At 72.2% G+C, this 26236-nt stretch carries 19 protein-coding genes; 8 read left to right on the top strand and 11 right to left on the bottom strand.

The window, feature by feature from the left end; translation table 11 throughout:
• Window positions 1-36 precede the first annotated feature (36 nt).
• Together AC3WXD_RS20595 and AC3WXD_RS20590 are read left to right on the top strand one after the other, a co-directional pair.
• The gene (locus AC3WXD_RS20595) at window positions 37-2808 is read left to right on the top strand and encodes a winged helix-turn-helix domain-containing protein (protein WP_492324576.1); all 2772 of its coding nucleotides are present in this window, start codon (window positions 37-39) and stop codon (window positions 2806-2808) included.
• A 257-nt stretch (window positions 2809-3065) separates the two neighbouring features.
• Window positions 3066-4733, top strand: coding sequence for an OFA family MFS transporter (locus AC3WXD_RS20590; RefSeq protein WP_492324575.1), 1668 nt, complete (start codon window positions 3066-3068; stop codon window positions 4731-4733).
• Between the two features lie 43 nt (window positions 4734-4776).
• Here the strand turns inward: AC3WXD_RS20590 and AC3WXD_RS20585 are convergent, their stop codons facing one another.
• Both AC3WXD_RS20585 and AC3WXD_RS20580 read right to left on the bottom strand, forming a co-directional pair.
• Entirely contained in the window at window positions 4777-5448 is a 672-nt protein-coding gene (locus AC3WXD_RS20585; RefSeq protein ID WP_492324574.1) for a nitroreductase, read from the bottom strand.
• 54 nt (window positions 5449-5502) lie between these two features.
• Window positions 5503-6378 (bottom strand): crotonase/enoyl-CoA hydratase family protein, encoded by an 876-nt coding sequence (locus tag AC3WXD_RS20580; RefSeq protein ID WP_059416057.1) that lies wholly within the window; start codon window positions 6376-6378, stop codon window positions 5503-5505.
• Window positions 6379-6642: 264 nt separating this feature from the next.
• Here AC3WXD_RS20580 and AC3WXD_RS20575 point away from each other — a divergent pair, with 264 nt between their 5' ends.
• From AC3WXD_RS20575 to AC3WXD_RS20565, 3 genes are all read left to right on the top strand, one after another.
• Complete coding sequence (locus AC3WXD_RS20575) at window positions 6643-7617, top strand: NAD(P)H-dependent flavin oxidoreductase (RefSeq protein ID WP_492324573.1); 975 nt, start codon at window positions 6643-6645, stop codon at window positions 7615-7617.
• A 12-nt stretch (window positions 7618-7629) separates the two neighbouring features.
• Window positions 7630-8070 (top strand): PaaI family thioesterase, encoded by a 441-nt coding sequence (locus tag AC3WXD_RS20570; RefSeq protein WP_020205384.1) that lies wholly within the window; start codon window positions 7630-7632, stop codon window positions 8068-8070.
• A 134-nt stretch (window positions 8071-8204) separates the two neighbouring features.
• Window positions 8205-9383: an acetyl-CoA C-acetyltransferase gene (locus AC3WXD_RS20565; protein ID WP_454733855.1), complete on the top strand. Its 1179-nt coding sequence runs from the start codon at window positions 8205-8207 to the stop codon at window positions 9381-9383.
• A 42-nt stretch (window positions 9384-9425) separates the two neighbouring features.
• On the opposite strand, the gene AC3WXD_RS20560 is transcribed toward AC3WXD_RS20565, so the two are convergent.
• The gene (locus AC3WXD_RS20560) at window positions 9426-10169 is read right to left on the bottom strand and encodes a histidine phosphatase family protein (RefSeq protein ID WP_492324572.1); all 744 of its coding nucleotides are present in this window, start codon (window positions 10167-10169) and stop codon (window positions 9426-9428) included.
• 202 nt (window positions 10170-10371) lie between these two features.
• On the bottom strand, window positions 10372-11064 hold the full coding sequence (locus AC3WXD_RS20555) for a TetR/AcrR family transcriptional regulator (RefSeq protein ID WP_029044120.1): 693 nt from the start codon (window positions 11062-11064) through the stop codon (window positions 10372-10374).
• Between the two features lie 500 nt (window positions 11065-11564).
• On the opposite strand from AC3WXD_RS20555, the gene AC3WXD_RS20550 reads away from it, so the two are divergent.
• Window positions 11565-13904 carry a patatin-like phospholipase family protein gene (locus AC3WXD_RS20550; protein WP_492324571.1) on the top strand — a complete coding sequence of 780 codons (2340 nt, stop codon included), beginning with the start codon at window positions 11565-11567 and terminating at the stop codon, window positions 13902-13904.
• A 30-nt stretch (window positions 13905-13934) separates the two neighbouring features.
• Here AC3WXD_RS20550 and AC3WXD_RS20545 read toward each other — a convergent pair whose 3' ends face one another.
• A complete protein-coding gene (locus AC3WXD_RS20545) occupies window positions 13935-15152 on the bottom strand; it encodes an alpha/beta fold hydrolase (RefSeq protein ID WP_492324570.1) in 1218 nt (405 codons plus the stop codon).
• On the bottom strand, window positions 15149-16438 hold the full coding sequence (locus AC3WXD_RS20540) for an MASE1 domain-containing protein (protein WP_059416050.1): 1290 nt from the start codon (window positions 16436-16438) through the stop codon (window positions 15149-15151). The genes AC3WXD_RS20545 and AC3WXD_RS20540 overlap by 4 nt, the downstream gene beginning before the upstream one ends.
• A 331-nt stretch (window positions 16439-16769) precedes the next feature.
• Here AC3WXD_RS20540 and AC3WXD_RS20535 point away from each other — a divergent pair, with 331 nt between their 5' ends.
• Complete coding sequence (locus tag AC3WXD_RS20535) at window positions 16770-17777, top strand: Bug family tripartite tricarboxylate transporter substrate binding protein (RefSeq protein ID WP_492324569.1); 1008 nt, start codon at window positions 16770-16772, stop codon at window positions 17775-17777.
• A gap of 6 nt (window positions 17778-17783) precedes the next feature.
• Here the strand turns inward: AC3WXD_RS20535 and AC3WXD_RS20530 are convergent, their stop codons facing one another.
• Entirely contained in the window at window positions 17784-19232 is a 1449-nt protein-coding gene (locus tag AC3WXD_RS20530; protein WP_492324568.1) for a CoA transferase, read from the bottom strand.
• A gap of 173 nt (window positions 19233-19405) precedes the next feature.
• Here AC3WXD_RS20530 and AC3WXD_RS20525 point away from each other — a divergent pair, with 173 nt between their 5' ends.
• Complete coding sequence (locus tag AC3WXD_RS20525; protein ID WP_492324567.1) at window positions 19406-20596, top strand: citrate/2-methylcitrate synthase; 1191 nt, start codon at window positions 19406-19408, stop codon at window positions 20594-20596.
• A gap of 49 nt (window positions 20597-20645) precedes the next feature.
• Here the strand turns inward: AC3WXD_RS20525 and AC3WXD_RS20520 are convergent, their stop codons facing one another.
• From AC3WXD_RS20520 to AC3WXD_RS20505, 4 genes are all read right to left on the bottom strand, one after another.
• The gene (locus AC3WXD_RS20520) at window positions 20646-21104 is read right to left on the bottom strand and encodes a hypothetical protein (protein WP_492324566.1); all 459 of its coding nucleotides are present in this window, start codon (window positions 21102-21104) and stop codon (window positions 20646-20648) included.
• A gap of 83 nt (window positions 21105-21187) precedes the next feature.
• The gene (locus AC3WXD_RS20515; protein WP_454733848.1) at window positions 21188-22519 is read right to left on the bottom strand and encodes an MFS transporter; all 1332 of its coding nucleotides are present in this window, start codon (window positions 22517-22519) and stop codon (window positions 21188-21190) included.
• 49 nt (window positions 22520-22568) lie between these two features.
• Window positions 22569-24101, bottom strand: a complete 1533-nt coding sequence (locus tag AC3WXD_RS20510) for an amidase (protein WP_492324565.1) — start codon at window positions 24099-24101, stop codon at window positions 22569-22571.
• A 332-nt stretch (window positions 24102-24433) separates the two neighbouring features.
• Window positions 24434-26032 (bottom strand): 3'-5' exonuclease family protein, encoded by a 1599-nt coding sequence (locus AC3WXD_RS20505; protein ID WP_492324564.1) that lies wholly within the window; start codon window positions 26030-26032, stop codon window positions 24434-24436.
• Window positions 26033-26236 lie beyond the last annotated feature (204 nt).

The following is a 26236-nucleotide window of genomic DNA, read 5'->3' as shown; positions in this document are numbered from 1 at the left end:
TGCGCGGATGCCGCCGCCAACAGGATGACACGGCGAATGGCCACAATCGAGGAGACCAGCGCGGGGCGGCAAGGCGCGGCCCGTGCCGCCACACTGGTGGCGAAGCTGCGCCCGCCCATGCTGACGCCGTTCCAGGTGGAGCGGCGCATGATCTGCGACGCGGTGTGCGCGGCCGGCTTCGTCAAGCTGGTGCTGGTGCGCGCGCCGGCCGGCTTCGGCAAGACCACCGCCATGCTGCAGTGCCGGGCGCGGCTCGATGCCGACGGCGTCGCCACCGCGTGGCTGACGCTGGACCGCGCCGACAACGACGCCACGCGCTTTCTCGGCTCGCTCGAGGCGGCCTTCGCGCAGGTGCTGCGCAAGCGCGGCGAGGCACCGGCCGGGGCGCCGGCCGCGCCGCGCTCGCCGGGCGAGCACGCGCTGGCGCTGATCGACCGCATGGCCGCGCACGACCGGCCTTTCACGCTGTTCCTGGATGACTTCGAGGCGGTGCAGAACGCCGCCGTGGCGGGGCTGGTGTGGCAGGTGGTGGAGCACCTGCCGCCGGGCGGCCGCCTGGTGATCGGCACGCGCTGGGTGCCCGAGTCCGGCCTGGCGCGGCTGCGCGCGCGCGGCGAGCTGCTGGAGATCGAGCCCGCGCAGCTGCGCTTCACCGCCGAGGAGACCGAGGCCTTCCTGCGCGGCGCGCGCGGGCTGTCGCTGCAGCCGGCGGCGGTGTCCACGCTGCACCGGCGCACCGAGGGCTGGGCCACCGCGCTGTGGCTGGCCTCGGTGGCGCTGGAGCGGCGCGGCCAGCCGGATGCCTTCATCGCCGGCTTCTCGGGCTCCGACGCGGCCATCGCCGACTACCTGGTCGAAGACGTCTACCTGCACCTGCCCGAGGCCGTGCGCGTCTTCCTGCTGCGCACCTCCATCCTCGACCAGCTTGGCGGGCCGCTGTGCGATGCCGTGCGCGGCGCCGCCGACAGCGAGGAGATCCTGGCCTGGCTGGAGCGCGCCAACCTGTTCCTGATGCCGCTCGATGGCGAGCGGCACGGTGAGCGCCACGGCGGCGCGGACGGCGCGGCCCATGCCGGCGCGCGCTGGTATCGCTATCACAGCCTGTTCTCCAGCTTCCTGCGCGCGCAGCTCCAGCAGGCCATGCCGGCCGAGGTGCCGGCGCTGCAGATGGCCGCCTCGCGCTGGTACGAGGCGCAGGGCCGGCCCGTGCCCGCCATCGAGCACGCGCTGGCCGCCGGCGCGGTGGCGCACGCGCTGCCGCTGCTGGCCGCGAGCGTGGACGACCTGCTGGCGCAGGGCCGCATGCGCCTGCTCACGCGCTGGCTGGACGCGGTGCCGCCGGCGGAGATGGCGGCCTGGCCCAAGCTGCAGATCGCCCACGTGTGGGCGCTGTCCTTCACGCGCGGCCCGGCCGACGCCATCGCGCTGCTGCAGACCATCCCGCTGGACGGCGCCGAGGGCGACCTGCGCGCCCACGTGCGCGCGCTGCGCCATATGCTGCTCAACATGATGGACCGCTTCGAGGACGCGCGCGCGGCCAGCCGCGACGACCCGCTGCCGCTGCCGATGGGCTATCCGTTTCCGGATTCCATCCTCGCCACCTCGATGGCGCGCATGGCCGCGGTCACCGGCGACTACCGCGAGGCGAGGCGCCTGCTGGGGCTGGCGCGCCAGGTGGTGCGCCGCCCGGACAGCAACTTCAACAAGATCTTCTCCGAGTCGGTGGAGGGGCTGATCGACCTGCGCCAGGGGCGCCTGCAGCAGGCGCTGGCGCGCTTTCGCATCGCCGCCAGCACCATGTTGCCCAACCGCTACGGCCCCACCAACGGCAACGCGATGGCCTGCATCCTGCTGGCCGACGCGCTCTACGAGACCGACGAGCGCGAGCGCGCCGAGCGCCTGCTCAACGTCTACGTGCCGCTGGCGCGCGACCTGGGCCTGCCGGACCAGATCATCAGCGGCCATGTCGTGCTGGCGCGCATCGCCTGCGAGCGCGGCGACGTCGACGGCGCCCACGAATGGCTGGCCGCGCTGGAGCACCTCGGCCACCACCGCGGCCTGCCGCGCCTGGTGCAGGGCGCCATGCTCGAGCGCGCGCGCATCGCCCTGCTGCAAGGCAACGGCCACGCCGCCGGCGAGGCGATCCAGCATGCCGCCGACCCGGCGCTGTGGCGCAGCCGTCCCGGTGCGGGCACCGTCAGTTCCTTCGCCAACGACGTCGAGGACGTGGCCGTGGGCCGCCTGCGTCTGGCCGCCTTCGCCGAGCCCGCCGCGGCGACGCGCGCGGCCATTGCCGCGGAGCTGGCCGCGGCCGGGCAGGCGCAACTGATGCGGCGCGCGCTCAAGCTGCGCATCCTGCTGGCGCTGGCCTGCCAGCGCGCCGGCGAGGCCGCGCAGGCCCAGCAGGTCATGGCCGAGGCGCTGCGCTTCGGCGCGGCCGAGGGGTTCGTGCGCATCTTCGCCGACGAAGGCGCGCAGGCCCGCCGCCTGGCGGCGGAGACCGCCGCGCGCCTGGGCGGCGCGCTGCCGGCGGCCTACCTGGAGCGGCTGCTGCGCGCCTGCGGCGGCGCGCCCGAGACCGGCGCTGCCGGTCGGCCGGCGCGCGGCGACATCCTCGAGCCGCTCACGCCGAAGGAGCACAAGGTGCTGCAGCTGCTGGCCGAGGGCTTCTCCAACGTGGCGATGGCCGAGCGCCTGTTCGTCTCGGAAACCACGGTGCGCACGCATCTGCGCAACATCAGCGCCAAGCTGCGCGCCAGCAACCGCACGCAGGCGGTGGCCATCGCCCGGCAACTGGGCCTGCTGTAGCGGCTTGCTGCGGCGGCCCGCCGTGGCGGCCCGCTGTCGCGCGCCGGCCTCACCGGGCGACACCCCACTTCGCGGCACGCCACGGCCGCGGCCGGCGCCGTTACACTATGCGGCGCCCCCCCGCGCCGCCCGCTCGCGTCGGTGCCCGGCGGGCCGCGCAGCACGGGGAAGGCTCGTGTACCACCGGCGTGTGGGCGGGCAGCATCCCGGCAGAAAAACAACAGACAAAACAAACAAAACAAAGAAAGGAGAAAGGGATGTCCCCAGACCTCAGCGCGGACGCGCTCGCGGGGCAGGTGCGCACGCCGTTCCTGTCCAAGGAGCGGATCGTCGCCGCCCCCGGCTTCAACCGCTGGCTGGTGCCCCCCGCGGCGCTGGCGATCCACCTCTGCATCGGCATGGCCTACGGCTTCTCGGTGTTCTGGCTGCCGCTGTCGCGCGCCATCGGCATCGCCGAGCCGCTGCGCTGCGGCGCCGACGTCGGCTTCCTGCAGGAACTGTTCGTCACCGGCTGCGACTGGAAGGTCTCCACGCTGGGCTGGATGTACACGCTGTTCTTCGTGCTGCTGGGCAGCTCCGCGGCGATCTGGGGCGGCTGGCTGGAACGCGCCGGCCCGCGCAAGGCCGGCGTGGTCAGCGCGCTGTGCTGGTGCGGCGGCATGCTGATCTCCGCGCTCGGCATCCAGATGCACCAGTTCTGGCTGATGCTGCTGGGCTCGGGCGTGATCGGCGGCATCGGCCTCGGGCTGGGCTACATCTCGCCGGTCAGCACGCTGATCAAATGGTTCCCGGACAAGCGCGGCATGGCCACCGGCATGGCCATCATGGGCTTCGGCGGCGGCGCCATGATCGGCTCGCCGCTGGCGGCCGAGCTGATGGCGAAGTTCGCCTCGCCCACCAGCGTGGGCGTGGCGCAGACCTTCACCGTGATGGCGGTGGTCTACTTCGTGTTCATGATGGGCGGCGCGCTGGCCTACCGCGTGCCGCCCACCGGCTGGACGCCGGCCGGCTGGACCGCGCCGGCCAGCCGCGCCAACGTCATGATCACCCCGCACCACGTGCATGTGAAGCGCGTGTGGGGCATCCCGCAGTTCTGGCTGGTGTGGATGGTGCTGTGCATGAACGTGTCGGCCGGCATCGGCGTGATCGGCATGGCCAGCCCGATGCTGCAGGAAGTCTTCGGTGGCAGCCTGATCGGCGTGTCCGCGCGCTTCGGCGAGCTCGGCAAGAGCCAGCTCGCCGCCATCGCCGTGGTCGCGGCGGGCTTCACCGCGCTGCTGAGCCTGTTCAACATCGGCGGGCGCTTCGTCTGGGCCAGCCTGTCCGACAGGCTCGGCCGCAAGATGACCTACATGGTGTTCTTCGTGCTCGGCGGCCTGCTGTACGCCAGCATCCCGACGCTGGCGGCCAGCGGCCAGAAGCTGCTGTTCGTGGGCGCGGTCTGCGTCATCGTCAGCATGTACGGCGGCGGCTTCGCCACGGTGCCGGCCTACCTGGCCGATCTGTTCGGCACGCAGATGGTCGGCGCCATCCACGGCCGCCTGCTGACCGCGTGGGCCACGGCGGGCATCCTCGGCCCGGTGGTGGTCAACTACATGCGCGACTACCAGCTCGGCCTCGGCCTGCCGCGCGAGCAGGTCTACAACCAGACCATGTACATCCTGGTCGGCATGCTGGCCATCGGCCTGGTGTGCAACCTGCTGGTGCGCCCGGTGGACGCCAGGTACTTCATGACCGAGGCCGAGCTGGCCGAGGAAAAGCGCCTCGCCCATGACCGCGCCGCGGCCGGCAGCGCAACCGCGTCGGCACGCAGCGGCGGCCAGGCTGGCGGTGTCGTGACGTGGCTGGCCTGGGCCGCGGTGTGCGTGCCGCTGGCGTGGGGCATCTACCGCACCGCGCTGAGCGTGGCGACGTTCTTCCATTGAACGGCCGGGCGCGGCGCCTCCGGCAGGGAGCGCCGCGCCGCCGTCAGATCCCCATGAACTGCGCGAACTCGGCCAGCGGCGCGCGCGCCGCGCGCAACCGGTTGGCCGGCGCTTCGGGGTCTTCGTGGCCGATGGCCATGCCGCTGAACAGCATGCGCTGTTCGGGCAGCGAGAGGAATTCGCCGATGGTCCGCGGGTACATCGCCCAGCATTCCTGCGCGCAACTGTGCAGGCCATGCTCGCGCAGCAGCAGCATCACGGTCTGCAGGTACATGCCGAGGTCCGACCACTGCGGCGGGCCCATGCGGCGGTCCACGCTGCAGAACAGCGCCAGCGGCGCGCCGAAGAAGGTGAAGTTGCTGGCGAACTGCGTGATGCGCGCGCGCTTGTCCTCGCGCGGGATGCCGAGGCAGCGGTAGAGGTCTTCGCCGACCTGGAAGCGGCGCTCGCGGTAGGGCGAGACCAGCTCGCGCGGGTAGATGTCGTACTCGGTGCCTTCGCCGCCGGGCTGGCTGGCGATGCGCTCGCGCATGGTGGCCTTGAGCCGCGCGAGCGGCTCGCCGCCCACCACGTGGATATGCCACGGCTGCAGGTTGCCGCCCGAGGGCGCCCGCGCGGCCTGCTCCAGCACCTCGCGGATGATGCCCGGGTCCACCGGCGTGGCAAGGAAGCCGCGCACCGATCTGCGGGTCTGGACTGCGGTACTGACGTTCACGCTGGACTCCCGTGGAATGTGGATGGCGCGCGTGGATGGCGCGCGTGGCGCGTTTCAGATGAAGGGCGGCTCGCTGCCCCAGTCGTAGAAGTCCGGCATGTCGCGCGAGACGCGCTCGGGGAAGCTGGCCGGGCGCTTTTCCAGGAAGGCGTCGACGCCTTCCTTGACGTCGGCCGACTGCCCGCGCGACTGGATCGCGCGGCTGTCGAGCCTGTGCGCTTCCATCGGGTGGCTGGCGCCGGCCATGCGCCAGATCATCTGGCGCGAGATCGCCACCGAGACCGGCGCGGCGTTGTCGGCGATCTCGCGCGCCAGCGCGCGGGCGGCCGGCAGCAGGTCCTCGGGCGCGTGCAGCGAGCGCACCAGCCCGCGCTCGAGCGCTTCCTGCGCGCCGAACACGCGGCCGGTGTAGCACCATTCCAGCGCGGTGGAGATGCCCACCACGCGCGACAGGAACCATGACGAAGCCGCTTCCGGCGTGATGCCGCGGCGCGCGAACACGAAGCCGAAGCGCGCGTCGGTCGAGGCCAGGCGGATGTCCATCGGCAACTGCATGGTCACGCCGATCCCGACCGCCGCGCCGTTGACGGCGGCGATCACCGGCTTGAGGCTGCGAAAGATGCGCAGCGTCACGCGCCCGCCGCCGTCGCGGTGCGCGCTGCCCTTGCCGGTGCCGTAGCGCTTCTCGTAGTCGAAGGTGGCGCCGCCCGAGGCCAGGTCGGCGCCGGCGCAGAAGGCGCGCCCGGAGCCGGTCACGATGACGGCGCGCACGTCGTCGTCGGCGTCGGTGGCGTCGAAGGCGGCGATCAGCTCCTCCATCATCCTGGGGGTGAAGGCGTTGAGCCGGTCGGGGCGGTGCAGGGTGATGGTGGCGACGCCTTGCTCGACGGCGTATTGCAGGGTCTCGAAGCTGGGAACGGGAGTGCTCATGGCTGGCCTTGGCTGCGCCTGGTTGTGCTGGTTGCGCGGAAGGGTTGGTGGAAGTGGCGGGTGAATTGGCTGCTGAACTGGCTGCTGACAAGGTAGTGCAGAATCATGTGCCTGCAATCGTCGCATCCGACGAGGCGGGCCGCGGCCCGGCGCCGTAGACTGGCGCCAGGTCGCCTGGCGGCATCGGCGGCGCACGCATGACGCGCCGGGCCGGACGCCGGCAACGACGGGGAAACAGGAAACGAGAAGGAAGACAGAGACATCATGAAGACGCGCATCACCGAATTGCTGGGCACCCGCTACCCGATCATCCAGGGCGGCATGCAGTGGGTAGGCTACGCCGAAATGGCCGCCGCCGTGTCGAACGCGGGCGGCCTTGGCGTGCTCACCGCGCTGACCCAGCCCACGCCGGAGGCGCTGGCCGCCGAGATCCGCCGCTGCCGCGAGCTGACCGACCAGCCGTTCGGCGTCAACCTGACGCTGCTGCCGTCGATCAACCCGCCGCCGTATGCGCGCTACCTCGACGTGGTGATCGAGAGCGGCGTCAAGGTGCTGGAGACCGCCGGCAACAACCCGAAGGAGCACATCGCGCGGGCCAAGGCGGCGGGCATCAAGGTGATCCACAAGTGCGTGGCGATCCGCCACGCGCTGTCGGCCGAGCGGCTGGGCGTGGACGCGGTGTCGATCGACGGCTTCGAGTGCGCGGGCCATCCCGGCGAGGACGACGTGCCCGGCATGGTGCTGATCCCGCTGGCGGCGCGCCGGCTCGGCATCCCGGTGATCGCCTCGGGCGGCATCGCCGACGGGCGCGGCATGGCGGCGGCGCTGGTGCTGGGCGCCGAGGGCGTGAACATGGGCACGCGCTTCTGCGCCACGCGCGAGGCGCCGATCCACCACAACATCAAGCAGGCCCTGGTGGAGGCGACCGAGAGCGATACCAACCTGATCTTCCGCACGCTGCACAACACCGCGCGCGTGCTCAAGAACGCCGTCTCCGACGAGGTGGTGACGATCGAGCGCCAGCCCGGCGGCGCGCAGTTCGAGGACGTCAGGCACCTGGTGGCGGGGACGCGCGGCAAGGCGGCGCTGGCCGCCGGCGAGACCGACGGCGGCATCATCAGCGCGGGCCAGTGCGTGGGGCTGATCGACGACATCCCGAGCTGCGCCGAGCTGATCGAGCGCATGGTGGCCGAATGCCGCGAGCGGCTCGGCGTGGCGTCGCGCTATTTCACGGCCTGAGCGGGAGCATTCATGGCAGAGGCCAACGAACCCGCCGACGACGATGCGGCAGCGGTGCCGCCCGGCTTTGTCGCATTGCGCGGCGCCAGCGGCTATCTCGAACACTTCGGCCAGATCTACGTGGACCGCGCGCGCCGCGTGGTCGCCGTGCGCATCGGGCCGCAGCACCTGAACCCGCTCGGCATCCCGCACGGCGGCATGCTGGCGACGCTGGCCGACACCGCCATCGGCATGATGATGATGCTCGAGGCCGGGCGCCAGCATCCGGCGGTGACGGCCAGCCTCAGCCTCGACTACTTCGACGCCGCGCGCGTGGGCGACTGGGTGGAGGCGCACGTGACCTTCGACAAGATGGGCTCGCGGCTGCGCTTCGGCAGTTGCCGCCTGCTGGCGGGCGAGCGCTGCCTGCTGCGCGCCACGGCGATCTTTTCGGTGCTGCCGCCGCGCGCCTGACTCCGCGTTCACCGCGTGATCGTCGCGTGATCGCCGCGCAATCGTCGCTTCCGACGACGCCACGCTCCTGCCTCCCGCGCCAGAATCCGCCTCAGGATAAACAGGGTTTGCCTGTAACGACAAGAGGAGAGCACATGGCAGAGGCATACATCGTGGCGGCCGCGCGCACCGCGGGCGGGCGCAAGGGCGGCAGGCTGGCGGGCTGGCATCCGGCGGACCTCGCCGCGCAGGTGCTGGACGCGCTGGTCGCGCGCAGCGGCGCCGATCCCGCGCTGGTCGACGACGTCATCATGGGCTGCGTCGGCCAGGCCGGCGAGCAGTCCGGCAACGTGGCGCGCAACGCCGTGCTGGCCTCGCGCCTGCCCGAGAGCGTGCCCGGCACCTCGGTGGACCGCCAGTGCGGCTCCTCGCAGCAGGCGCTGCACTTCGCCGCGCAGGCGGTGATGTCCGGCGCGATGGACATCGTCATCGCGGCCGGCGTGGAAAGCATGACGCGCGTGCCGATGGGCCTGCCCGGCTCGCTGGCGGCCAAGAACGGTTTCGGCACCTCGATGAGCCCGGCCATGCAGGAGCGCTATCCCGGCGTGAAGTTCAGCCAGTTCACCGGCGCCGAGATGATGTCGCGCAAGTACGGCCTCACGCGCGGCGACCTCGACCGCTACGCGCTGGCAAGCCACCGCCGCGCCATCGCCGCGACCCAGGCCGGCCGCTTCAGCCAGGAGATCGTGCCGGTCGCCGTGCGCGCCGCCGACGGCCGCGCCAGCGGCGAGCTGCACACGGTGGACGAAGGCATCCGCTTCGAGGCCAGCCTGGAGTCGATCGGCAGCGTCAAGCTGATCGAGGAAGGCGGCACCGTCACCGCCGCCAGCGCCAGCCAGATCTGCGACGGCGCCGCCGGCCTGATGGTGGTCAACGAAGCCGGCCTGAAAAAGCTCGGCGCCAGGCCGCTCGCGCGCATTCACCACATGTCGGTGCTGGGGCACGATCCCGTCATCATGCTCGAAGCGCCGCTGCCCGCCACGCTGCGCGCGCTGGAGAAGGCCGGCATGAAGATCGGCGACATCGACCTGTTCGAGATCAACGAGGCGTTCGCGCCGGTGCCGCTGGCATGGCTGCAGGCCACCGGCGCCGATCCGGCGCGCATGAACGTGCACGGCGGCGCGATCGCGCTGGGCCATCCGCTCGGCGGCTCGGGCGCGAAGCTGATGACCACGCTGGTGCATGCGCTGCACGCGCATGGCAAGCGCTATGGCCTGCAGACCATGTGCGAAGGCGGCGGCATGGCCAACGTGACCATCGTCGAGCGGCTGTAGGAGACGCGGCATGGCACGGTGCCCGCGCGGCGCCGTGCGCCGCTACGCGAACGTGATCGCCTGCCGCCGGTCCGCGCGCTCCAGGTGCGGCAGGCTGTTGAAGCTCAGCAGCCGCTGCGTGCCGCGCCCGGCGATGATCTCGCAGAAGGCGGTGTTGCGGAACTGCAGGTTCAGCTCGATGGCGGTCTGCGCCGGCGCGCCGAGCAGGTCCGCCACGGCGCGCCCGATGGCGCCGCCCGAACTCACCACCAGCAGCGCGTCCTCGCGCGTGGCGCCTTCGGTGGCGTGCGCGAGGCCCGCGCGGATGCGCCCGCCGAAATCGCGCCACGACTCGGGCATGCCGGCGAGCTGGTCCAGCGTCCAGGCCTGGTAGGCCGCGCGGAAGGTGCGCCAGTAATCGTTGTAGTCCTCGTTCTGGTGGGCGCGGTGGTCGCGTCCGGCGGTATGGCTGCGGTAGAGCGCCTCGCCGTCGTATTCGTTGAGGCCGGGGTGGGTTTCCACGCGCGCCCTGGGCGCTTCCTCCGCTACCGTGGCTAGCGCTTCGGCGGGTGCCCGCGGCGCGGTGCCGGGCGGCACGCCGGGCGTGCCCATGCCGGCCAGGATTTCCAGCGCGGTGTCCTGCTGGCGCACCAGCGAGCCGGCGATCACGCGCGTGAAGGCGACGCCGCGGTCGCGGAAATACTCGCCGAGCCAGCGCGCCTGCTGGCGGCCGGTGGCGGAGAGGCAGTCGTAGTTGGCGGCGCCGAAGGACGCCTGGCCGTGCCGTACCAGGAAAAGCGTTGCCATGAGATGCGGTGAGTGATGCGGCGAGGCGCAGGTGGGGCGGGAATGGGCACGCGGCGCGCCGGGCGCCGCATGGGTTGCAGCCATTGTATGGACGGGGCCGGCGGCGGCCAAGGCATGCCGCACCGGATTCATAGCGGTCATTTCCGCGCTGCATGCCGCGGCGGCTGCGCCACCGCGCCGGGTTGCCCGCGCCCGCGCGGGGTCAGGCCGGCTGCGCCAGGTAGGCGGCCACCATGCGCGTCATCTCGCCGGGCAGCCGTTCGTCGTCCAGCGACAGCGGGCCGGACTCGTTGAGGATGGCGTTGACCACGATGCTGAACACGGACTGCATGGCGAAACGCACGCGCAGCTCGGCCTGCGCCGGCGGCAGCGGCAGGCGCGGCACCAGCAGCGCCACCATGCGCTCGACCACCGCCTCGCCGCTTTCGCGGTGCGGCAGCCATTCCTCGGGGCGGATCGAGGCGTGCTTGAGCGACGCCCTGATCACGCCGCGGTTGGCGTGGCAGCCCAGCACCACGAAGCGCATCGCCTTTTCCAGCAGCACGTCGGTCGGCACGTCGTCCCAGCGCTCCACGCGCAGATAGCGCGAGATGGACTCGCCGGTCTCCTGCATCACCAGCGTGCGCAGTGACTCGAAGAACGCTTGCTTGTCGCGGAAGCGCCCGTAGAAAGCCCCGACCGACACTTCGCACGCCGAGGCGATCTGCGCCACCGACACGGCGGAGAAGTCGCGCTGCGCGAGCAGTTCGCGGCCGGCTTCGAGCAGGGCCTGCTCGGTCTCGCGGGCGCGGCGCTGGCGCGGCGGATGGAGGATCGAAGGGGTCGCCACGGTGGGGAACGCGGAGGTCCCCTTGGTGGGCTTGCCGGCGGGCGCGGCAGAAGATGACGCGGGCATGATGTCTCCGTTTTCGAATTTGTATTCGGTTTCGTGAACCATATGGGCACCACGGTGTTTCGTCAAGCGTGGAACCGCGCGCGGCAGTTGCTGCCGGTGCCGCGTCCGGCTCGCCGCCCGATACCCCCGGGATCGACCCGTTCGTTGCCGGCGCGGCCATTGCCCCGCGCGCCGGGAGCCTCCCGCCAGCCCTTGTTGTATCCGGCATACGATTGCGGCGCGGGGCCGCCCACGGTGCTGCGCCGCGCACTTGCCGCCGATGGCCGGCCTTCCGCGCCATAGCTCGCGATACGGGCGGCGGGGCAGGCGGCGGGCGCGGGGCGGACGCGCCCGCCGGCCAGGCATCGGTGCACGTGCCGCTGTTCAAGGCGGGGCAATTGCCCTATCGTGACGTCCTTCCCCTGCCGAACCGGCGCGGGTTGCGCCGCCGGGCCGCATGCCAAGCGGTCTTGCATGTTGTGGTCATCCCGTTGCTGCCCCGTTCCGCCCCCGTTGCCTCCATGTTCCGCTCTCTCTCAAGCGTGGCCCGCCGCCTGTGGCCGCTGGTACACGGTTTTCCCGCGCTGCGGCTGGCGCTGGCGGTGATGCTGGCGGCCGTGCCGCGGCCCGCGCAGGCGGCCGCGGAGCAAGGCACGCAGCCAGACGCGCGGCACGGCGCCGCGGCCAAGCGCCCGCGCGTGTGCCTGGTGCTGTCCGGCGGCGGCGCGCGCGGCTACGCGCATATCGGCGCGATCAAGGCGCTCGAGCAGATGCACGTGCCGATCGACTGCCTGGCCGCGACCAGCATGGGCGCGGTGGTGGGCGGGCTGTACGCCAGCGGGCTGCCGGCCGGCGAGCTGGAGGCGCGCCTGTCGCACATCAACCTGAGCGACATCGCCTTCGACCGCAACGAGCGCGCCGAGCTGCCGCAGGCGCAGCGCGAGGACGACCTGCAATACCCGATCGGCATCTCGGCCGGCTACGGCGGCGGCAAGCTCAAGCTGCCCACCGGACTGGTGCAGGGCAACCGCCTGCTGGCGCTGCTGCAGAACTGGACCGCGCAGTTGCCGGCCGACGCTTCGTTCGACAAGCTGCCGACGCCGTTCCGCACCATCGCCACCGACCTCGGCACCGGCAAGCCGGTGATCCTGGACCACGGCTCGCTGCCGCGCGCGATCCGCGCCAGCGTGGCGGTGCCGGGCCTGTTCGCGCCGATCGACGTGGGCGGGCGCGTGCTGGTCGACGGCGGGCTGGTCAGCAACCTGCCGGTGCAACTGGCGCGGGACATGGGCGCGGACGTGATCATCGCGGTCAACGTGGGCTCGCCGCTGGACGATCCCGCCACGCTGGATTCGCCGGCGGCGGTGACGCAGCAGATGGTCACCATCCTGATGAACCAGAACGTGGACGCGCAGAAGGCGCGGCTCAAGCCCGGCGACGTGCTGATCGAGCCGCAACTGGGCGACCTGTCGTTTACGGATTTCTCGCGCGCCAGCGACGGCATCCAGGGCGGCGCGGCGGCGGTGCGCGCGGCGGCGCCCGCGCTGGCGGCGCTGGCGCTGCCCGACGGCGCCTGGCAGACCTACCTGGCGGCGCGCCAGGGCAGCCGCACGGTGGCCGGGCCGGCGCGCATCGACGCCATCCAGATCGACTCGAAGGGCCGCATCCCGGCCAGCTTCGTGCGCAAGTACCTGGGCGTGAAGGAGGGCGACACCTACGACGCGGTGGCGCTCAACCGCGAGATGGCGCAGTTGTCCACCTCGGGCGATTTCGAGAGCGTGACGCAGGAGCTGGTCAGCGAGAACGGCGCCAACGTGCTGAAGGTGCAGGCGCAGCAGAAATCGTGGGGGCCGCAGTTCCTGCTGTTCGGCTTCGGCGTGTCCAACACCTTCAACGGGCAGGGCGGCTTCAACCTGAACCTGGGGCACCGCTATCCGTGGATCACGCCGGGCGGGCTGGAGTGGCGCAACGACATCGTGCTCGGCAGCAACCAGGCCCGGCTGCACACCGAGCTGCGCCAGCCGGTGTTCGACCGGCTCGGCTTCTACGTGGCGCCCTACGCGGAGTATGGCCGCAAGCGTGTGGACCTCTACGGCGACAGCGCGCCCAACCGCAACACCACGCCGCTCACCGCCTACCAGATCGACACCGCGGTGGCGGGGCTGGACCTGGGCGTGCCGCTGGGCCGGCTGGGCGAGTTCCGCACCGGCATCAACTACCAGCAGGTCAACTACTCGGCGGCCTACAACCTGCCGGTGGGCAGCGGGCGGCTGTTCCCGCACGGGCGCGTGCGCCAGCCCACGGTGCGCTCGCAGCTCACCATCGACCAGCTCGACGACCCGCTGTTCCCGCGCACCGGCTATTACCTGCTGGCCACCAACGAGCTGGCCTTCGGCGGCGCCGACAACCGCTTCAACGATGCCCACGCCAAGGCGCTGTGGGCCACCAGCTACGGCCGCCACACGCTGAACCTGGCCGCCGAGGCGGCCACCACCTACGGCGACCACCGCAGCGACAACAGCGTCAGCGGCGGGCTGGGCTTCACGCTGGGCGGCTTCCAGCATCTTTCGGCCTACGCGCAGGACCAGTTCTCCGGCAACTACCTGCTGTACGGCCGCGTGACCTACCTGAACGACCTGCGCGAGTTCATCCTGCCGGGGCTGCGCAGCACGGTGGTGGGCGCGAGCCTGGAGGCCGGCGACGTGTGGCTGCGGCGCAGGAATTTCGGCAACGGGCCGTACAAGTCCAGCGCCAGCCTGTTCATCGGCGGCAACAGCGCGATCGGTCCCCTGTACTTCGGTTTCGCCGCGGCGCCGCAGGGGGTGTGGAACCTGTACCTGCAACTGGGCCGGGTGTTCTAGGCGCGCGGGCCGGCCCGCGCGCCGCGCCGCTCACTGCGCGGCGGCCGGGGCGTCGGCGGCGATCGCGCCGGCGCGGCGGAACGTGACCGCCGCGATGCGGCCGTTGCGCAGGCGCAGGGTCTGCGTGCCGCGGCTGTGGCGCGGCACGCCTTCCATCACCGAGCTGGCCTCCAGGTCGATCTCGACGCTGGCGCCGTCGATGCGCGGCGGCGCGCCGACGGCGACGCGCACGGTCTTGCCCGCGAGCGCGTCGAGCCGGGCGAACATGGCGATCACCGCGTCGCGGTCGTCGTAGCTGCCCGCCAGCGGCGGCTCACCGTGGTGGCGCCAGCGCACGCCGGGCTCGAGCAGCGGGAAGATCGCCTCGAAGTGGCCGCTGGTGAGCGCCTGCAGGTATTCGCCGACCACCGCGGCGACGGCTTCCCCGCTCATCGGCACTTCCACGGTGGCGCGCGCGCGGCGGCGCGCGCGCTCGGGATCGAAGCCGAGGAAGGCCAGCACGCTGGCAACCACCTCTTCGCGGTCGTTGTCGACGCAGATCATGTGGTAGCTGTTCTCCACCACCACCTTGCGCACGTCCGGCACGGTGGCTTCGAGGAAGTCGGCCGAGCGCACGCTGGTGAGCTCGTCCTCGCGCGCGTGCACCACCAGCGTGGGGCAGGCGATGCGGCCGGCGCCGCGCAGCACCCAGCCGCGCAGCCGGTCCACCTGGTGGATGCAGGACAGCGGCACCCAGCGGTAGTGGAAGTTGTCGCCGCGCTCGAACTTGGCCTTGACGATGGCGCGCACCAGGTCGTTCTTGATGCCGAACGGCTCGTCCTCGTCCACGCGCATGCGCGCGGGCAGCATGGGGATGCGGTAGACCACGTGGCGCAGCGCGCGGTACCACGGCGTGGACCAGCCGTCGATGTAGACCGGCGCGGCCAGCATCACCAGGCGGCCCTTGCGGTGCTGGCGGCGCTCGCACACGGCCAGCGCCAGCAGCGCGCCCATGCACATGCCCAGCACGTGGAAGGTCTCGTATTGCGGCGCCAGCTCGTCGTAGGCCTGCGCGACCGCGTCGAGCCATTGCTCGGCGCGCACCGGCACCAGGTCCTCGGGGCTGCCGGCGTGGCCGGGCAGCGTCACGGCGTGGGTCTCCACCCCGGCGCGCCGCAGGGCCTTGTGCATCGGGCCGAGGTCGAACTGGGTGCCGCCCAGGCCGTGGATGAGCAGCGCGCCGGTGCCGCCGCCCGCGGGTGCCGTCATGCTGCGTCGCGCTCCTCGAGCACGTCGGCGGGCTGCAGGCGCCACGCGCCGGCGATCACCGCGACCGACTCGTCGCCGTCGAGCAGCGGGCCGCTCATGTCCAGCACCAGGGTGCTGCTGCCGGCCGGCAGCATCAGCTTGAACAGCATGTCGGTGCGCTGCTCGCCGTCGCTCTCGCGCAGCCAGCGCCCGCGCACCTGCGCGCGGTCGTCGTCGTGCACGTGGGCCAGCACGTCGTCGAGGTTGCGGAAGGCGTCCTCGCGCACGCCCAGCAGGCCGGCGAGGTCGCCGCTCCAGCGCAGCGTGCCGCTGCGCGGGTCGAGGCAGTAGACCAGCTGCGCGCTGGCGGCCAGCGCCAGCTTGACGTCGTTCTGGCTGCGCGCCGATTGCGCCAGCAGCTGCTCGCGGCTGGTGCGCAGCGTGCTGATCAGCAGCGTGAGCAGCGCGGCCACGGCCAGGTAGAGCTGCGCCTCCAGCAGCGAGCGGCCGTGGTTGAGCGAGCGCTCGGCGAACGGGCCGTCGCCCTGGCTGGTGTTGTAGAGCACGAACAGCGCCAGGATGGCCACCGCCACCGAGCCGCCCCGGCCGCCCCACAGCAGCGTCACCACGGCGGCGAGGAACAGCGGGATATAGGTCAGCGCGAAGGCCACGCCGCTTTGGACCGGCAGCAGGATGCGGTGGTCGAAGATGAAGAAGGCGGTCAGCGCCAGCGCCGCGAAGGCGCCCAGGCCGGAGAGGAAGTCGGCGCGGCTCATGCCGCCCGAGCGCGCGGCGCGGAAGCGCGACCAGCCCGCCAGCACCGGCAGCACGATCAGCACGCCGACCAGGTCGGCCGCGGCCCACACGCGCCAGGTGCGCCAGAACGGCACGTCCTGCAGCAGCAGGAACCACGCCGCGCCCACCGCCGCGCTGGCCGCGCTGCTGGCCACGCCGGCGATCAGCAGCGCGCGCACGAACACCAGCCCCTCGAGCGAGAACTGCGCGCGCCGCACCAGCGCCACGCCGAGCGCGGCAAAGCCGATCTCGTCGAGCGAGAACAGGACCAGGCGCAGCGTGTCGCGCCCCTCGACCCAGCCCAGCAGCAGTTGCGCGGCGAAGAAGGCCAGCCCGACCGGCAGCCAGCGCGGCATCGGCCGCAGCATGAACGCGGCCGTGGTCACGCCGGCCGGCAGCCAGATGTAGCCGGTGGCGTAGAACGGCCCGTTGAGCTGGTGCGAGACGTAGCCCGAGCAGAAATAGAGTGCCGCCCACAGGAACAGGATGACGGCGCGGTTGCTTGCATTCACGTTGGCTTTCCTTGGCTTTGGCCCGGGCACCGATGGGGGGATGCCGACAGGGGAGCGGGGCCGGCCGGACTGGCGCCGCCGTGCCCTGCACGGCGGCCTGCCGCTACCTGAACGCGCCAGGCGCGCGGATGGCTGACGCGCCCGCGCATCCGCCGGGCGGTTCATCGGGCCGGAATGCACTGTCGGGACCGGCGGATTGTCATAAAATCGTCACATTAGCGGGCGGGCGCTGCCCGGGAGGGGCGGCGCCCGCCGCGCTTTTTCGCGCCGTTCCGGCGCAGGCACAGGCTGACAGACCGAGGCCGAAATATAAACGAGGAGAAACGACAAAATGGCAAAATTCGCGGCAAAACCACGATTCCTGTCCCATAGGTTGGCGCTGCCTGTTCTACTGCCTGTCCTGCTGGCTGGCGCGCTGGCCGCGGCGCCGGCCGCGGCCGCGTGGCCGGACAAGCCGATCCGGCTGGTGGTGGGCTTCCCGCCCGGCGGGCCGGTCGACACCCATGCCCGCATCCTGGCCGAGAAGCTCCAGCCCATCCTGGGCCAGTCGGTGGTGCTGGACTACAAGGCCGGCGCGGCCGGCAACCTCGGCTCGGACGCCGTGGCCAAGGCGGCGCCGGACGGCTACACGCTGCTGCTGGCCAATACCGGCCAGATGGCCATCAACGGCTCGCTCTACCCGAAGCTGCCCTACGCCATGCCGCGCGACTTCGCCCCGGTGGCGCGCACCGCGCTGATCCCGCTGGTGATGGTGGTCAACAACAACGTGCCGGCGCGCAACCTGAAGGAGTTCATCGCCTACGCGCGCGCCAACCCGGGCAAGCTCAACTTCGCCTCGGGCGGCAACGGCGGCATCTCGCACCTGATGCCGGAGATGTTCAAGCAGGCCTCCGGCACCTTCATCGTCCATATCCCGTACAAGGGCAGCGCGCCGGCGCTGACCGACGTGATGGGCGGCCAGGCGCAGATGATGGCCGACTCGATCCCGCTGTTCACGCCGTACATCAAGGCCGGCAAGGTGCGCGCGCTGGCGGTGACGTCGCGGCAGCGCTCGCCCGCGCTGCCAGACGTGCCGACGATGGACGAGGCCGGCCTGAAGAACTTCGAGGTGGTCGGCTTCTACGGCATGCTGGCGCCGGCCGGCACGCCGAAGGAGGTGGTGGCGAAGATTTCCGGCGCGCTGCAGACCGTGCTGGCCGATGCCGACACCCGCGCCAAGCTCGAGCAGCAGGGCGCGGAGCCGGCCTGGCAGGGGCCGGAAGCCTTCGGCCAGACCATCGCCGCCGAGCAGAAGCGCTGGGGGCAGGCGGTCAAGGCCTCGGGCGCGAAGATCGACTGAGCCGCGTCACCACGCGGCGGCCGCGCTGCCGAGCGCGCCGGCCGGGCGCGCCCAGTGCACCGGGGCGCCCGCCACCGTCACCGGCGGCCGGACGCGCCGCGCCGGGCCCCAGGAGGTGGCTTCCACCTGCCCGGCCATGTCGGCCTCGCTTTCCGGGGCCAGCGGCGCGGTGTCGCGCGCCAGCCCGGCGTTCGACAGCAGCAGTTGGGCGGTGCGCGCCAGCGAGGCGCGCACCTGGCAGCCGGCGCCCGTGGCCAGCCGCCGCGACAGCCCGCGCACGGCCGCGGTGGCCAGCAGGTAGCCGGTGGCATGGTCGATGGCCTGCACCGGCAGCGGGCCCGGGCGGTCCAGGCCGCGCTGGCGCATGCCGGCCTCGGCGATGCCGCTGCTCATCTGCACCAGGCTGTCGAAGCCGCGCCGGTGCTGCCACGGGCCGCTCCAGCCGTAGGCGTCCAGCGAGATGTCGACCAGTCCCGGGTTGAGCTCGCGCCGCCGCCGCGCGTCGAGCCCCAGGCGGGCCAGCGCGTCGGCGCGGTAGCCGTGCACCATCACGTCGGCCTGGCGCAACAGGCCTTCCAGGATTTGCAGGTCTTCGCCGCGCTTGAGGTCGAGGCGCGCGCAGCGCTTGCCGAGCACCACCTCGGGCACGGTGTTGGGTTCCTCCCAGCCGGGCGGGTCGATGCGCAGCACGTCGGCGCCGAAGCCGGCCAGGAAGCGCGTGGCGACCGGGCCGGCCAGGATGCGGGTCAGGTCCAGCACGCGGATGCCCTGCAGCGGGCGCTCGCGCGTGAACGCGTGTTGGCGCGCGGCGCCGGCGTCGAAGTCGGTCCAGTGCAGCAGCGGCTCTTGGCTAATCGCCAGCCCCTGCGGGTGCGTGGCCCAGTCCGCGGCGGAACGCATGGCCGCGGCGCAGCCGCCGTTGCCGACCACCGCCGCTTCGAGCGCGTTCGCTTCCCAGCCGGCCACGGCCTTCGCCACCGCCGCCTTGTCGGCGGGCACGCCGAGCACGCCCAGCGCCGCCGCGCGGTGGTGCGGCGCGTTGGTGTGCAGGCGGATCCAGCCGTCCGCGGCACGGTAGTCGCCGGCCACGGTATCCCATTGCGGCGGCACTTCCCAGCCTTGCGGGCGCAGCGAGGTGCCGAACCACAGCGAAGCCAGGCGCTGGTCGACGCCGGCCCGCGGCGCCTGCCCGCTGGCCGCGTGGATCAGTTCGGCCACCGCGAGGCTGGCGGCGCCGGCGGTGGCGGCGGCCAGTTCGGTGACCGGGAAGACCGACGGCAGGCTGCCGCCGCCGCTCCAGTCCAGCCGCTCCAGCCAGGCGGGGTCGCCGTGCACGCCGGCCCAGGTCTCGCGCAGGATGGCGGCGGCGGCCGGGCCGGGGGCAAGGTTGGAAGAGGTGGAAGAAAGCGCGGCGGAAGTTGCTGCGGCGGGCGCGGCAGGTGCGTGTGAAGACATGACGGGAGTCACTCTGATGGATCGTTGCGGATCGTTGATCGGGCTGGCGGCCAGTGCCTTGCAGGATAGGCCGCTTGTTTTAATAGTCAATATTGATTAACTTAATCAAGTCATTGTCCATCGCCGCCCGTTCACCCCCCATTCACCCCCATTCACCCCCGTTCACGCGCCACATGTCCCGCTACCTCTCCTCGGCCGAGGCCGCCGCCCGGCTCGGCGTGTCCCGCCAGACGCTCTACGCCTACGTCAGCCGCGGCCTGCTGCACGCGCACGACGGCGAGACCCCGCGCGAAAGCCGCTACCTGGCGGCGGACGTGGAGCAACTGGCCGGCCAGCGCACGCGCGGGCGCAAACCGCGCGAGGTGGCCAAGGCCACGCTGAGCTGGGGTTTGCCGGTGTTGGAGTCGGGCATCACGCTGATCGAGGACGGCTGCCTGTATTACCGCGGCTGCGATGCCGCGGCGCTGTCGGAGTCGGTCACGCTGGAGGCGCTGGGCGCGCTGCTGTGGCAGTGCCCGGAGCCGGCCGCCTTCGGTGCCGCCGCGCCGGCCGCGCCCGCGCATCTCGCCGCGCTGCGGGCGGCCTTCGCCGGGCACCGCAGCGAGGAAGCGCTGCTGCCGCTGTTTACCGTCGCCAGCCATGACGACGACACCGCGCAATGGCAGAGGTCGCCGGCGCGGCTGGCCGCGGGCTGCGGCGCGCTGGTGCGGCTGCTGGCGGCGTGCCTGCTGGGCACCGCGCCGGCCGCCACGCCGGTGCACCGGCAATGCGCGAGCGCCTGGGGCGTGGACGAGGCCGGCGCCGACCTGATCCGCATGGCGTTGGTGCTGTGCGCGGACCATGAGCTGAATGCGTCGAGCTTCACCGCGCGCTGCGTGGCCTCGACCGGCGCCAGCCTGCGCGCGTCGGTGGTGGGCGGGCTGGCCGCGCTGACCGGCGGCCGGCACGGCGGCGCCACCGCGCGCGTGGAGGCGCTGTGGGACGAACTGGCCGGCGCGCCGCCCGAGGCCCGGCTGCGCGAGCGGCTGGCGCGCGGCGAGGACCTGCCGGGCTTCGGCCACCATCTCTATCCCGCCGGCGACGTGCGCGCGTTCGGCCTGCTCGCGCGCACGCTGGCGCATCACCCCGAATGGCAGGAGATCATCGACGTGGCCTACGGCCTGTCCGGCCAGCGGCCCTCGGTGGACTTCGCGCTGGTGGCCGTGCGCCGGCATCTGCGGCTGCCGCCCGGCGCCGCGTTCGGCATGTTCGCGCTGGGCCGCTCGGTCGGCTGGATCGCGCACGCGCTGGAGCAGCGCGCCGGCGATGCGCTGATCCGCCCGCGCGCGGCCTATGTGGGGCCGCGCCCGGAAGCCGCCAGCTAGACGGCGGTGGACCGGATGCGCCGGCCCGGCGTGCGAGGGGCGCGGGCGTTCAGGTGCCGGCCGATTTCCTGGCCAGCTCCGCGCAGCGGCCGATGGCGGCGGTGAGGCAGCAGGCATTGCCGGACCAGTCGCCGCCGATGACGAGGCCGTTCGGGCCGGCGATCAGGCGGCGCTGGCACTGGCCGGGCCGCGGCACCGGCTCGGGCGAGGCGGGCACGCGGGCGTCGCGCGGGCCGCTCCCGGGCGGGTGCGGCGGCGGCACTTCCTCGGTCCACAGGTAGGCGGTGCCGCCGGGCACCGCCTGCACGGACTGTGGCGGGCCCCACTGTTCCTTGGCCTGCTCGATCGGCGCGGACTGCCAGGAATCCAGCATGCGCTGCATGGCCGCTTGCTCGAGGCTGGCGCAGGCGCCCAGCGCGAGCGCCGCGAAAGCCGCGAGGGCCGCGCCGGAACGCGCCGCCGGGCGGCGGGGCAAGGGTGGGGCAAGGGCGCGGCGGACGGCGGGCATGGCGGCTCCACGGGGGCAGGCGTGTCCCCCCGTTGCGCAGACTAGCGCAGCGCCGTGCCCGCCGGCAAGCGGGCGCGCGCGCGTTATGCGGGCTTGCCCACAGTCGGCGCCAGCATGGCCCGGACGGGCTCGGCCGGCGGCTCGTGCTCGCTGTCGCCGCCACCGGCCTGGCCCAGGTCGATGCCGCTGGTTTCCGGCAGCAGCAGCGCGGCGCCCATCACCAGCGCGTAGCCCACCCCCGCCACGATGGCGATGGCCAGCGGCAGCGAGGTGCGGCCGGTGCTGAGCCAGCCGACCGACAGCGGGAACAGCGAGCCGATCACGCGCCCGACGTTGTACGAGACGCCGTAGCCGGTGGCGCGGATATCGTTGGGATAGGACTCGGAGATGGTGGCGCCGATGCCGGCGAACACGCCCTGCATCAGCACGCCGAGCGGGAAGCCGAGGAACAGCATCGAGGTGTTCGAGACCGGGATCACCATGTAGACCAGCGCCATGACGAAGGCGCCCGCGGCGAAGGCCACGTAGGTGGTGCGGCGGCCCCAGCGGTCGGTGGCATAGGCGCCGGCCACGTAGCCCACCAGCGAGCCGAAGATGGTCATGGCCAGGTAGGAGCTGGTGCCGAACACCGACAGGCCGCGCTCGGTCTTGAGGAAGGTCGGCAGCCAGGTGGCGATGGCGTAGTAGGCGCCCAGCATGCCGCCCGACAGCAGGCTGCACAGGATGGTCTTGCCCAGCAGCGGCCGGCGGCCCAGCCGCGCGAGCTGCTGCCATGCCGACGGGGCGTCGTGCGCGGCGCGCTCGGCCTGGCTCTTGACGAAGATTTCCGGCTCTTCCAGGTTGCGCCGCAGGTAGATCACCACCAGCGCCGGCAGGATGCCGAGGAAGAAGCAGACGCGCCAGGCGGTCTCGGCCGGGAACAGGCTGAAGGTGACGGCGTAGGCGATGGCCGCCGCGCCCCAGCCGAACGAATAGCTGCTGGCCGCGAAGCCGGAGTATTTGCCGCGGTGCGCCGGGTTGCGGATCATCTCCGTCACCAGCACCATGCACAGCGAGGATTCGCCGCCGAAGCCCAGGCCCTGCAGCATGCGGAAGAGCATCAGCTGCTCGGGCGAATTGGCCAGCCCGCACAGGAAGCAGGCCAGCGCGAACACCACGATGGTCCAGCGCAGCACGCGCACGCGGCCGTAGCGGTCGGCCAGGATGCCCGCGCCGATGGCGCCCACCAGCGACGACACCAGCGTCCAGGTGACGATGGCGCCGGCCGTGGACTTGCTCATGCCCCACTGCGCGAGCAGCGTCGAGATGAGGAAGGAATAGATCATGAAGTCGAACACGTCGACTGCATGGCCGAGGAACGCGCCGTAGAAACCCTTGCGCTCCATCTTGGATAGATCCTTGAACCAGTCCAGCATGCTCGCTCCTTGTCTGTGCCTGTCTTTGCTTATTGGTGGATGGGGGTCGTCAGTCTTGTCGCGCCGGAGCGCGCGGCACCGTGCCGGAATGCGCCGGCGGCGACCGGAAGGCGAAACCCGCCGCTTCGAGCAGCCGGGCGAAACGCAGCGAGGTCAGGTCGGCGAAGCGCCCGGCCACGATCTGCACGCCTACCGGCAGGCCGCTGCTGCCCGGGCCGATCGGGGCCACTGTCGACGGCAGGCCGCACAGGCCGGAATGGCCGGCCCAGAACAACTGGCTGGTGAGCGGCAGCGCGCGGCCGTTGACCTGGAGCGTGCGCTGCCACGGCTCGCCGGCCTCGTCCAGCGCGAAGGCGGTGGTGGCGGCGGCCGGGCACAGCAGCACGTCGAAATCGTCGAAGAAACGCTGCCAGGCCTGGGCGAAGCCGGCGCGCGCCTGCTGCAGCTGCAGCCACTGGCGGTGGCGGATGCCGGCGCCGGTGAATTGCAGCGTGGCGTAGTCGTGGTTGTCCGGCGCGCTGGAGGTCACGGCGGCGGCGCGGGCCAGCGCGGCGTCGAAGGCGGCGTCGTCCATGTGGACCGAGGTGGTGGCGCGCAGCATCAGCACGTAGGTGTGCCACAGGGCGGCGGCGTCGAAATCGGGACGCACGTTCCAGCGCACGTGGGCGCCTTGCGCCTCCAGCCAGCGGCCCAGCGTCTCGATCTGGCCGCTGACTTCGGCATCGGCCTCGCACAGCGGATGGCTGGGCAGCACGGCGACGCGGAAATCGGCCAGCGCGCGCTTGTCGCAGGGCGGCAGGCTGAGCCGGTAGGCCAGCGCCTCGCTGCCGTCGGGGCCGGCCAGCGCGTGCAGCAGCAGTTCCAGGTCGCGCGCGCTGCGCGCCAGCGGCCCGGCCACGTTGATGTCCTGCTCGCCATAGGTGCGGCCGATGCCGTGGCCGCGCAGCGGAATCAGGCCGTGGCTGCTCTTGTGCGAGAACACGCCGCAGTAGTGCGCCGGGTTGCGCAGCGAGGAGCCGATGTCCGAGCCCACGTCGAAGAAGCTCATGCCGGCGCAGACCGCGGCGGCGCTGCCGCCCGAGGAGCCGCCCGGCGTGCGGGCGGGGTCGTGCGGGTTGCGCGTGGTGCCGTAGATGGCGTTGTAGCTCTGCCAGTCGCGCAGGCCGATCGGCACGTTGGTCTTGCCCAGCAGCACGGCGCCGGCCGCGCGCAGGCGCTCGACCACGGCGGCGTCGCCGGTGGCGATGTTGCCGCGCTGGGCGGGGCTGCCGCAGGTGGTCGGCCAGCCGGCCACGTCGAAGGATTCCTTGACCGAGAACGGGATGCCGTCCAGCGCGCCGAGCGCGCGGCCCTCGCGGCGGCGCTGGTCGCTGGCCCGCGCCGCGGCCCGCGCGGCGGGAAAGTCCGTCAGCACGATGGCGTTGATGCCGGCATGCCAGGCCTCGTAGGCGGCCTCGCACGCGTCGACCAGGTCCTCGGCGCTGGCCTGGCCGCCGGCCAGCAGCTCGGCTGCCCGCCAGGCCGGCAGGAAGCGGAGGTCCGCCGGGTCGGGGTCGATGCTCGCAATGTCTTGCCGCGTCACGCTGTACTCCGTCTTGTAGACCCGCGGATGGCTGGCGCGGGTTGGGGGCTTGGGGAGGTTATGGCGAAAATCGGTATACTATATTCACAGAAATGCGAAGCGCAAGACGAATGTGGAATGCGGCGGAACGGGCCGCGTTTTGGTGCAATGCGGGATCTGGCGGCACAAAAACGGGGTTGGATGCGCGCGTGCAGGCCATCGCATGCCCCGCGATTGGGCGCGATTTCGGCTTATTTGGTATACCGTTTGACTGTGAGGTCAGCGCGGCCAGATCGGCCGGCGCCGGCACCGCAACCGCGCGGGGCGGCCGTCGTGCGTTGCCGGGCTACTACTTATTGTTCGGGGAAGGACAGGGTTTGCTGGTCCGGGCTGGCCAGTTTGCGGCGGCGCGGGCCGGCCGCCGGCGCGGTGCCGCGGTCGGAGGAGATCCGTGCCGGCGGCGCGGGCGGCTCCAGCGTGAATTGCCGCACGGGCTCCAGCGCGATGGCGCCGGCCAGCAGGTCCGCCAGCCTTGGCGCCAGGATCTGGTAGGTATCGAGGTCGAAGCGGGCCGGCCCGGCCAGCAGCGCGGGCGCTTCTTCGAGCGTGGATACCGAGCCGAGATAACACCAGTTCTCCAGGACATGCCACCAGGAGCGCGCGCTGTCCTGCTCGCGCCATGCCACCGCGCCGGCAAACGGCCAGGGTTGCAGCGCGAGGCCGGCGAGCGCGGTCGCCATCCGTTCGCGATGGTCCGCCAGCGCTTCCTCGCCGGTGCACGCGCCGCGGCAGCGGTGGAGCTGGCGGGCGAAGCAAGGCAGGCCGCGCCGGGCCGGTTTTTCCAGCGTCAGCGCCGCCTGGCAGAGTTCGTGGTCCTGCGCCAGTTCGGTCAGGCGCGCCTCGGCGCCGGCGCGGCTGGCGAACGCGCCATACAGATTGGGGTGGCGGGCGAAGTCGGTATCGCGGTCCGAGCGCAGCAGCGGCGCGCTCAGGCCCGGCGGCAGTTCCCAGGCGAACAGCGCGGTGTTCTGGCGCAGCATGCGATTGTGCAGCGGCTGCATCTGCTTGATGAGCCGGGCTTCGAGCAGCAGCGCCCCGGTTTCGTCGCCGGTCTCGCGCCATTCGACGCGCCGCACCGCGCGGGCCAGGCGCATTTCCAGCGCGGCGCGGTGGTCGCCCGAAAAATGCGCGCCGATGCGCTGGCGCAGGTGGATGCTCTTCCCTATATAGAGCGGCAGGTCCTGGTCGCCGTAGAAGAGATAGACGCCGGGGGTGTCGGGCACGTCGTCCAGCGCGGTTTCCTCCAGGCCGGCGGGCAGGCTCGCGCGCTTGACCAGCGAGCGCACGGCGGACTCGACCAGCGCCACGCTGTACAGGCCGTGGATCTTCTGCCAGAACTGCCACAGCAGTTCGGCATCGGCCAGCGCGCGGTGGCGGCCCTTGGGTTCCAGGCCGAAGCGGGCGATCAGCGCATCGAGGCCGTGGCGCGTCACCGACGGGAACAGCGAGCGCGACAGGCGCAGCGTGCACAGCACGTCGGCGCGGAAGGTGATGCCGGCGCGGCGGAACTCGTTCTTCAGGAAGCCATAGTCGAAGCGCGCGTTGTGGGCGACGAAGAGCTTGCCCTGCAACCGCTCCGCCAGGTCTTCCGCGAGATCCTCGAAGCGCGGCTGGCCCTGCACCATGACGTCGGTGATGCCGGTGAGCTGCTGGATGAAGGGCGGAATGCCGACGCCGGGCGCGACCAGCGTATCCCACTCGACAATGCCATCCGGCCCGACCTCGACCACGCCGATCTCGGTGATGCGGTCGCGGGTGGCGTCCGCGCCCGTGGTCTCCAGGTCGACGAAGACGATGGGACGGGAGAGGGCGGCGGCCAGGGCCTGCGCATCCAGGTGCTGCGGCGTGCCGGCCGGCTGGTCTGGCGGTTCGGAGGAGGAAAGGGCTTGCATCCGGCGATTCTAATGGAAGGGGCTGCGCGGCAGCGCCCGGGCCGGCGGCCGGCACTTCGGCACTTCATCACGGCGTCACAAAGAATCTTGTGGAATTTGCAGAAAACGCTTGCCAAGGCTCGATTGGGGCCTTAATATTCGCTCCCTCGCAACACGAAGCTTGTCTGCAAAGGCAGACGGGACAAGGGCTGCGGGGGAATGGGT

The organism is Cupriavidus sp. FW216-B1, from assembly GCF_058789195.1.
Note: the sequence above shows the minus strand (reverse complement) of the source record. Positions and strands in the feature narration are given on the sequence as shown.

Excerpts from the sequence above, each read along its gene's own strand:
- AC3WXD_RS20595 (WP_492324576.1), top strand. The coding sequence starts at position 37 with ATGGCCACAATCGAGGAGACCAGCGCGGGGCGGCAAGGCGCGGCCCGT.
- AC3WXD_RS20590 (WP_492324575.1), top strand. The coding sequence starts at position 3,066 with ATGTCCCCAGACCTCAGCGCGGACGCGCTCGCGGGGCAGGTGCGCACG.
- AC3WXD_RS20580 (WP_059416057.1), bottom strand. The coding sequence starts at position 6,378 with ATGAGCACTCCCGTTCCCAGCTTCGAGACCCTGCAATACGCCGTCGAG.
- AC3WXD_RS20575 (WP_492324573.1), top strand. The coding sequence starts at position 6,643 with ATGAAGACGCGCATCACCGAATTGCTGGGCACCCGCTACCCGATCATC.
- AC3WXD_RS20570 (WP_020205384.1), top strand. The coding sequence starts at position 7,630 with ATGGCAGAGGCCAACGAACCCGCCGACGACGATGCGGCAGCGGTGCCG.
- AC3WXD_RS20565 (WP_454733855.1), top strand. The coding sequence starts at position 8,205 with ATGGCAGAGGCATACATCGTGGCGGCCGCGCGCACCGCGGGCGGGCGC.
- AC3WXD_RS20560 (WP_492324572.1), bottom strand. The coding sequence starts at position 10,169 with ATGGCAACGCTTTTCCTGGTACGGCACGGCCAGGCGTCCTTCGGCGCC.
- AC3WXD_RS20555 (WP_029044120.1), bottom strand. The coding sequence starts at position 11,064 with ATGCCCGCGTCATCTTCTGCCGCGCCCGCCGGCAAGCCCACCAAGGGG.
- AC3WXD_RS20550 (WP_492324571.1), top strand. The coding sequence starts at position 11,565 with ATGTTCCGCTCTCTCTCAAGCGTGGCCCGCCGCCTGTGGCCGCTGGTA.
- AC3WXD_RS20545 (WP_492324570.1), bottom strand. The coding sequence starts at position 15,152 with ATGACGGCACCCGCGGGCGGCGGCACCGGCGCGCTGCTCATCCACGGC.
- AC3WXD_RS20535 (WP_492324569.1), top strand. The coding sequence starts at position 16,770 with ATGGCAAAATTCGCGGCAAAACCACGATTCCTGTCCCATAGGTTGGCG.
- AC3WXD_RS20530 (WP_492324568.1), bottom strand. The coding sequence starts at position 19,232 with ATGTCTTCACACGCACCTGCCGCGCCCGCCGCAGCAACTTCCGCCGCG.
- AC3WXD_RS20525 (WP_492324567.1), top strand. The coding sequence starts at position 19,406 with ATGTCCCGCTACCTCTCCTCGGCCGAGGCCGCCGCCCGGCTCGGCGTG.
- AC3WXD_RS20520 (WP_492324566.1), bottom strand. The coding sequence starts at position 21,104 with ATGCCCGCCGTCCGCCGCGCCCTTGCCCCACCCTTGCCCCGCCGCCCG.
- AC3WXD_RS20515 (WP_454733848.1), bottom strand. The coding sequence starts at position 22,519 with ATGCTGGACTGGTTCAAGGATCTATCCAAGATGGAGCGCAAGGGTTTC.
- AC3WXD_RS20505 (WP_492324564.1), bottom strand. The coding sequence starts at position 26,032 with ATGCAAGCCCTTTCCTCCTCCGAACCGCCAGACCAGCCGGCCGGCACG.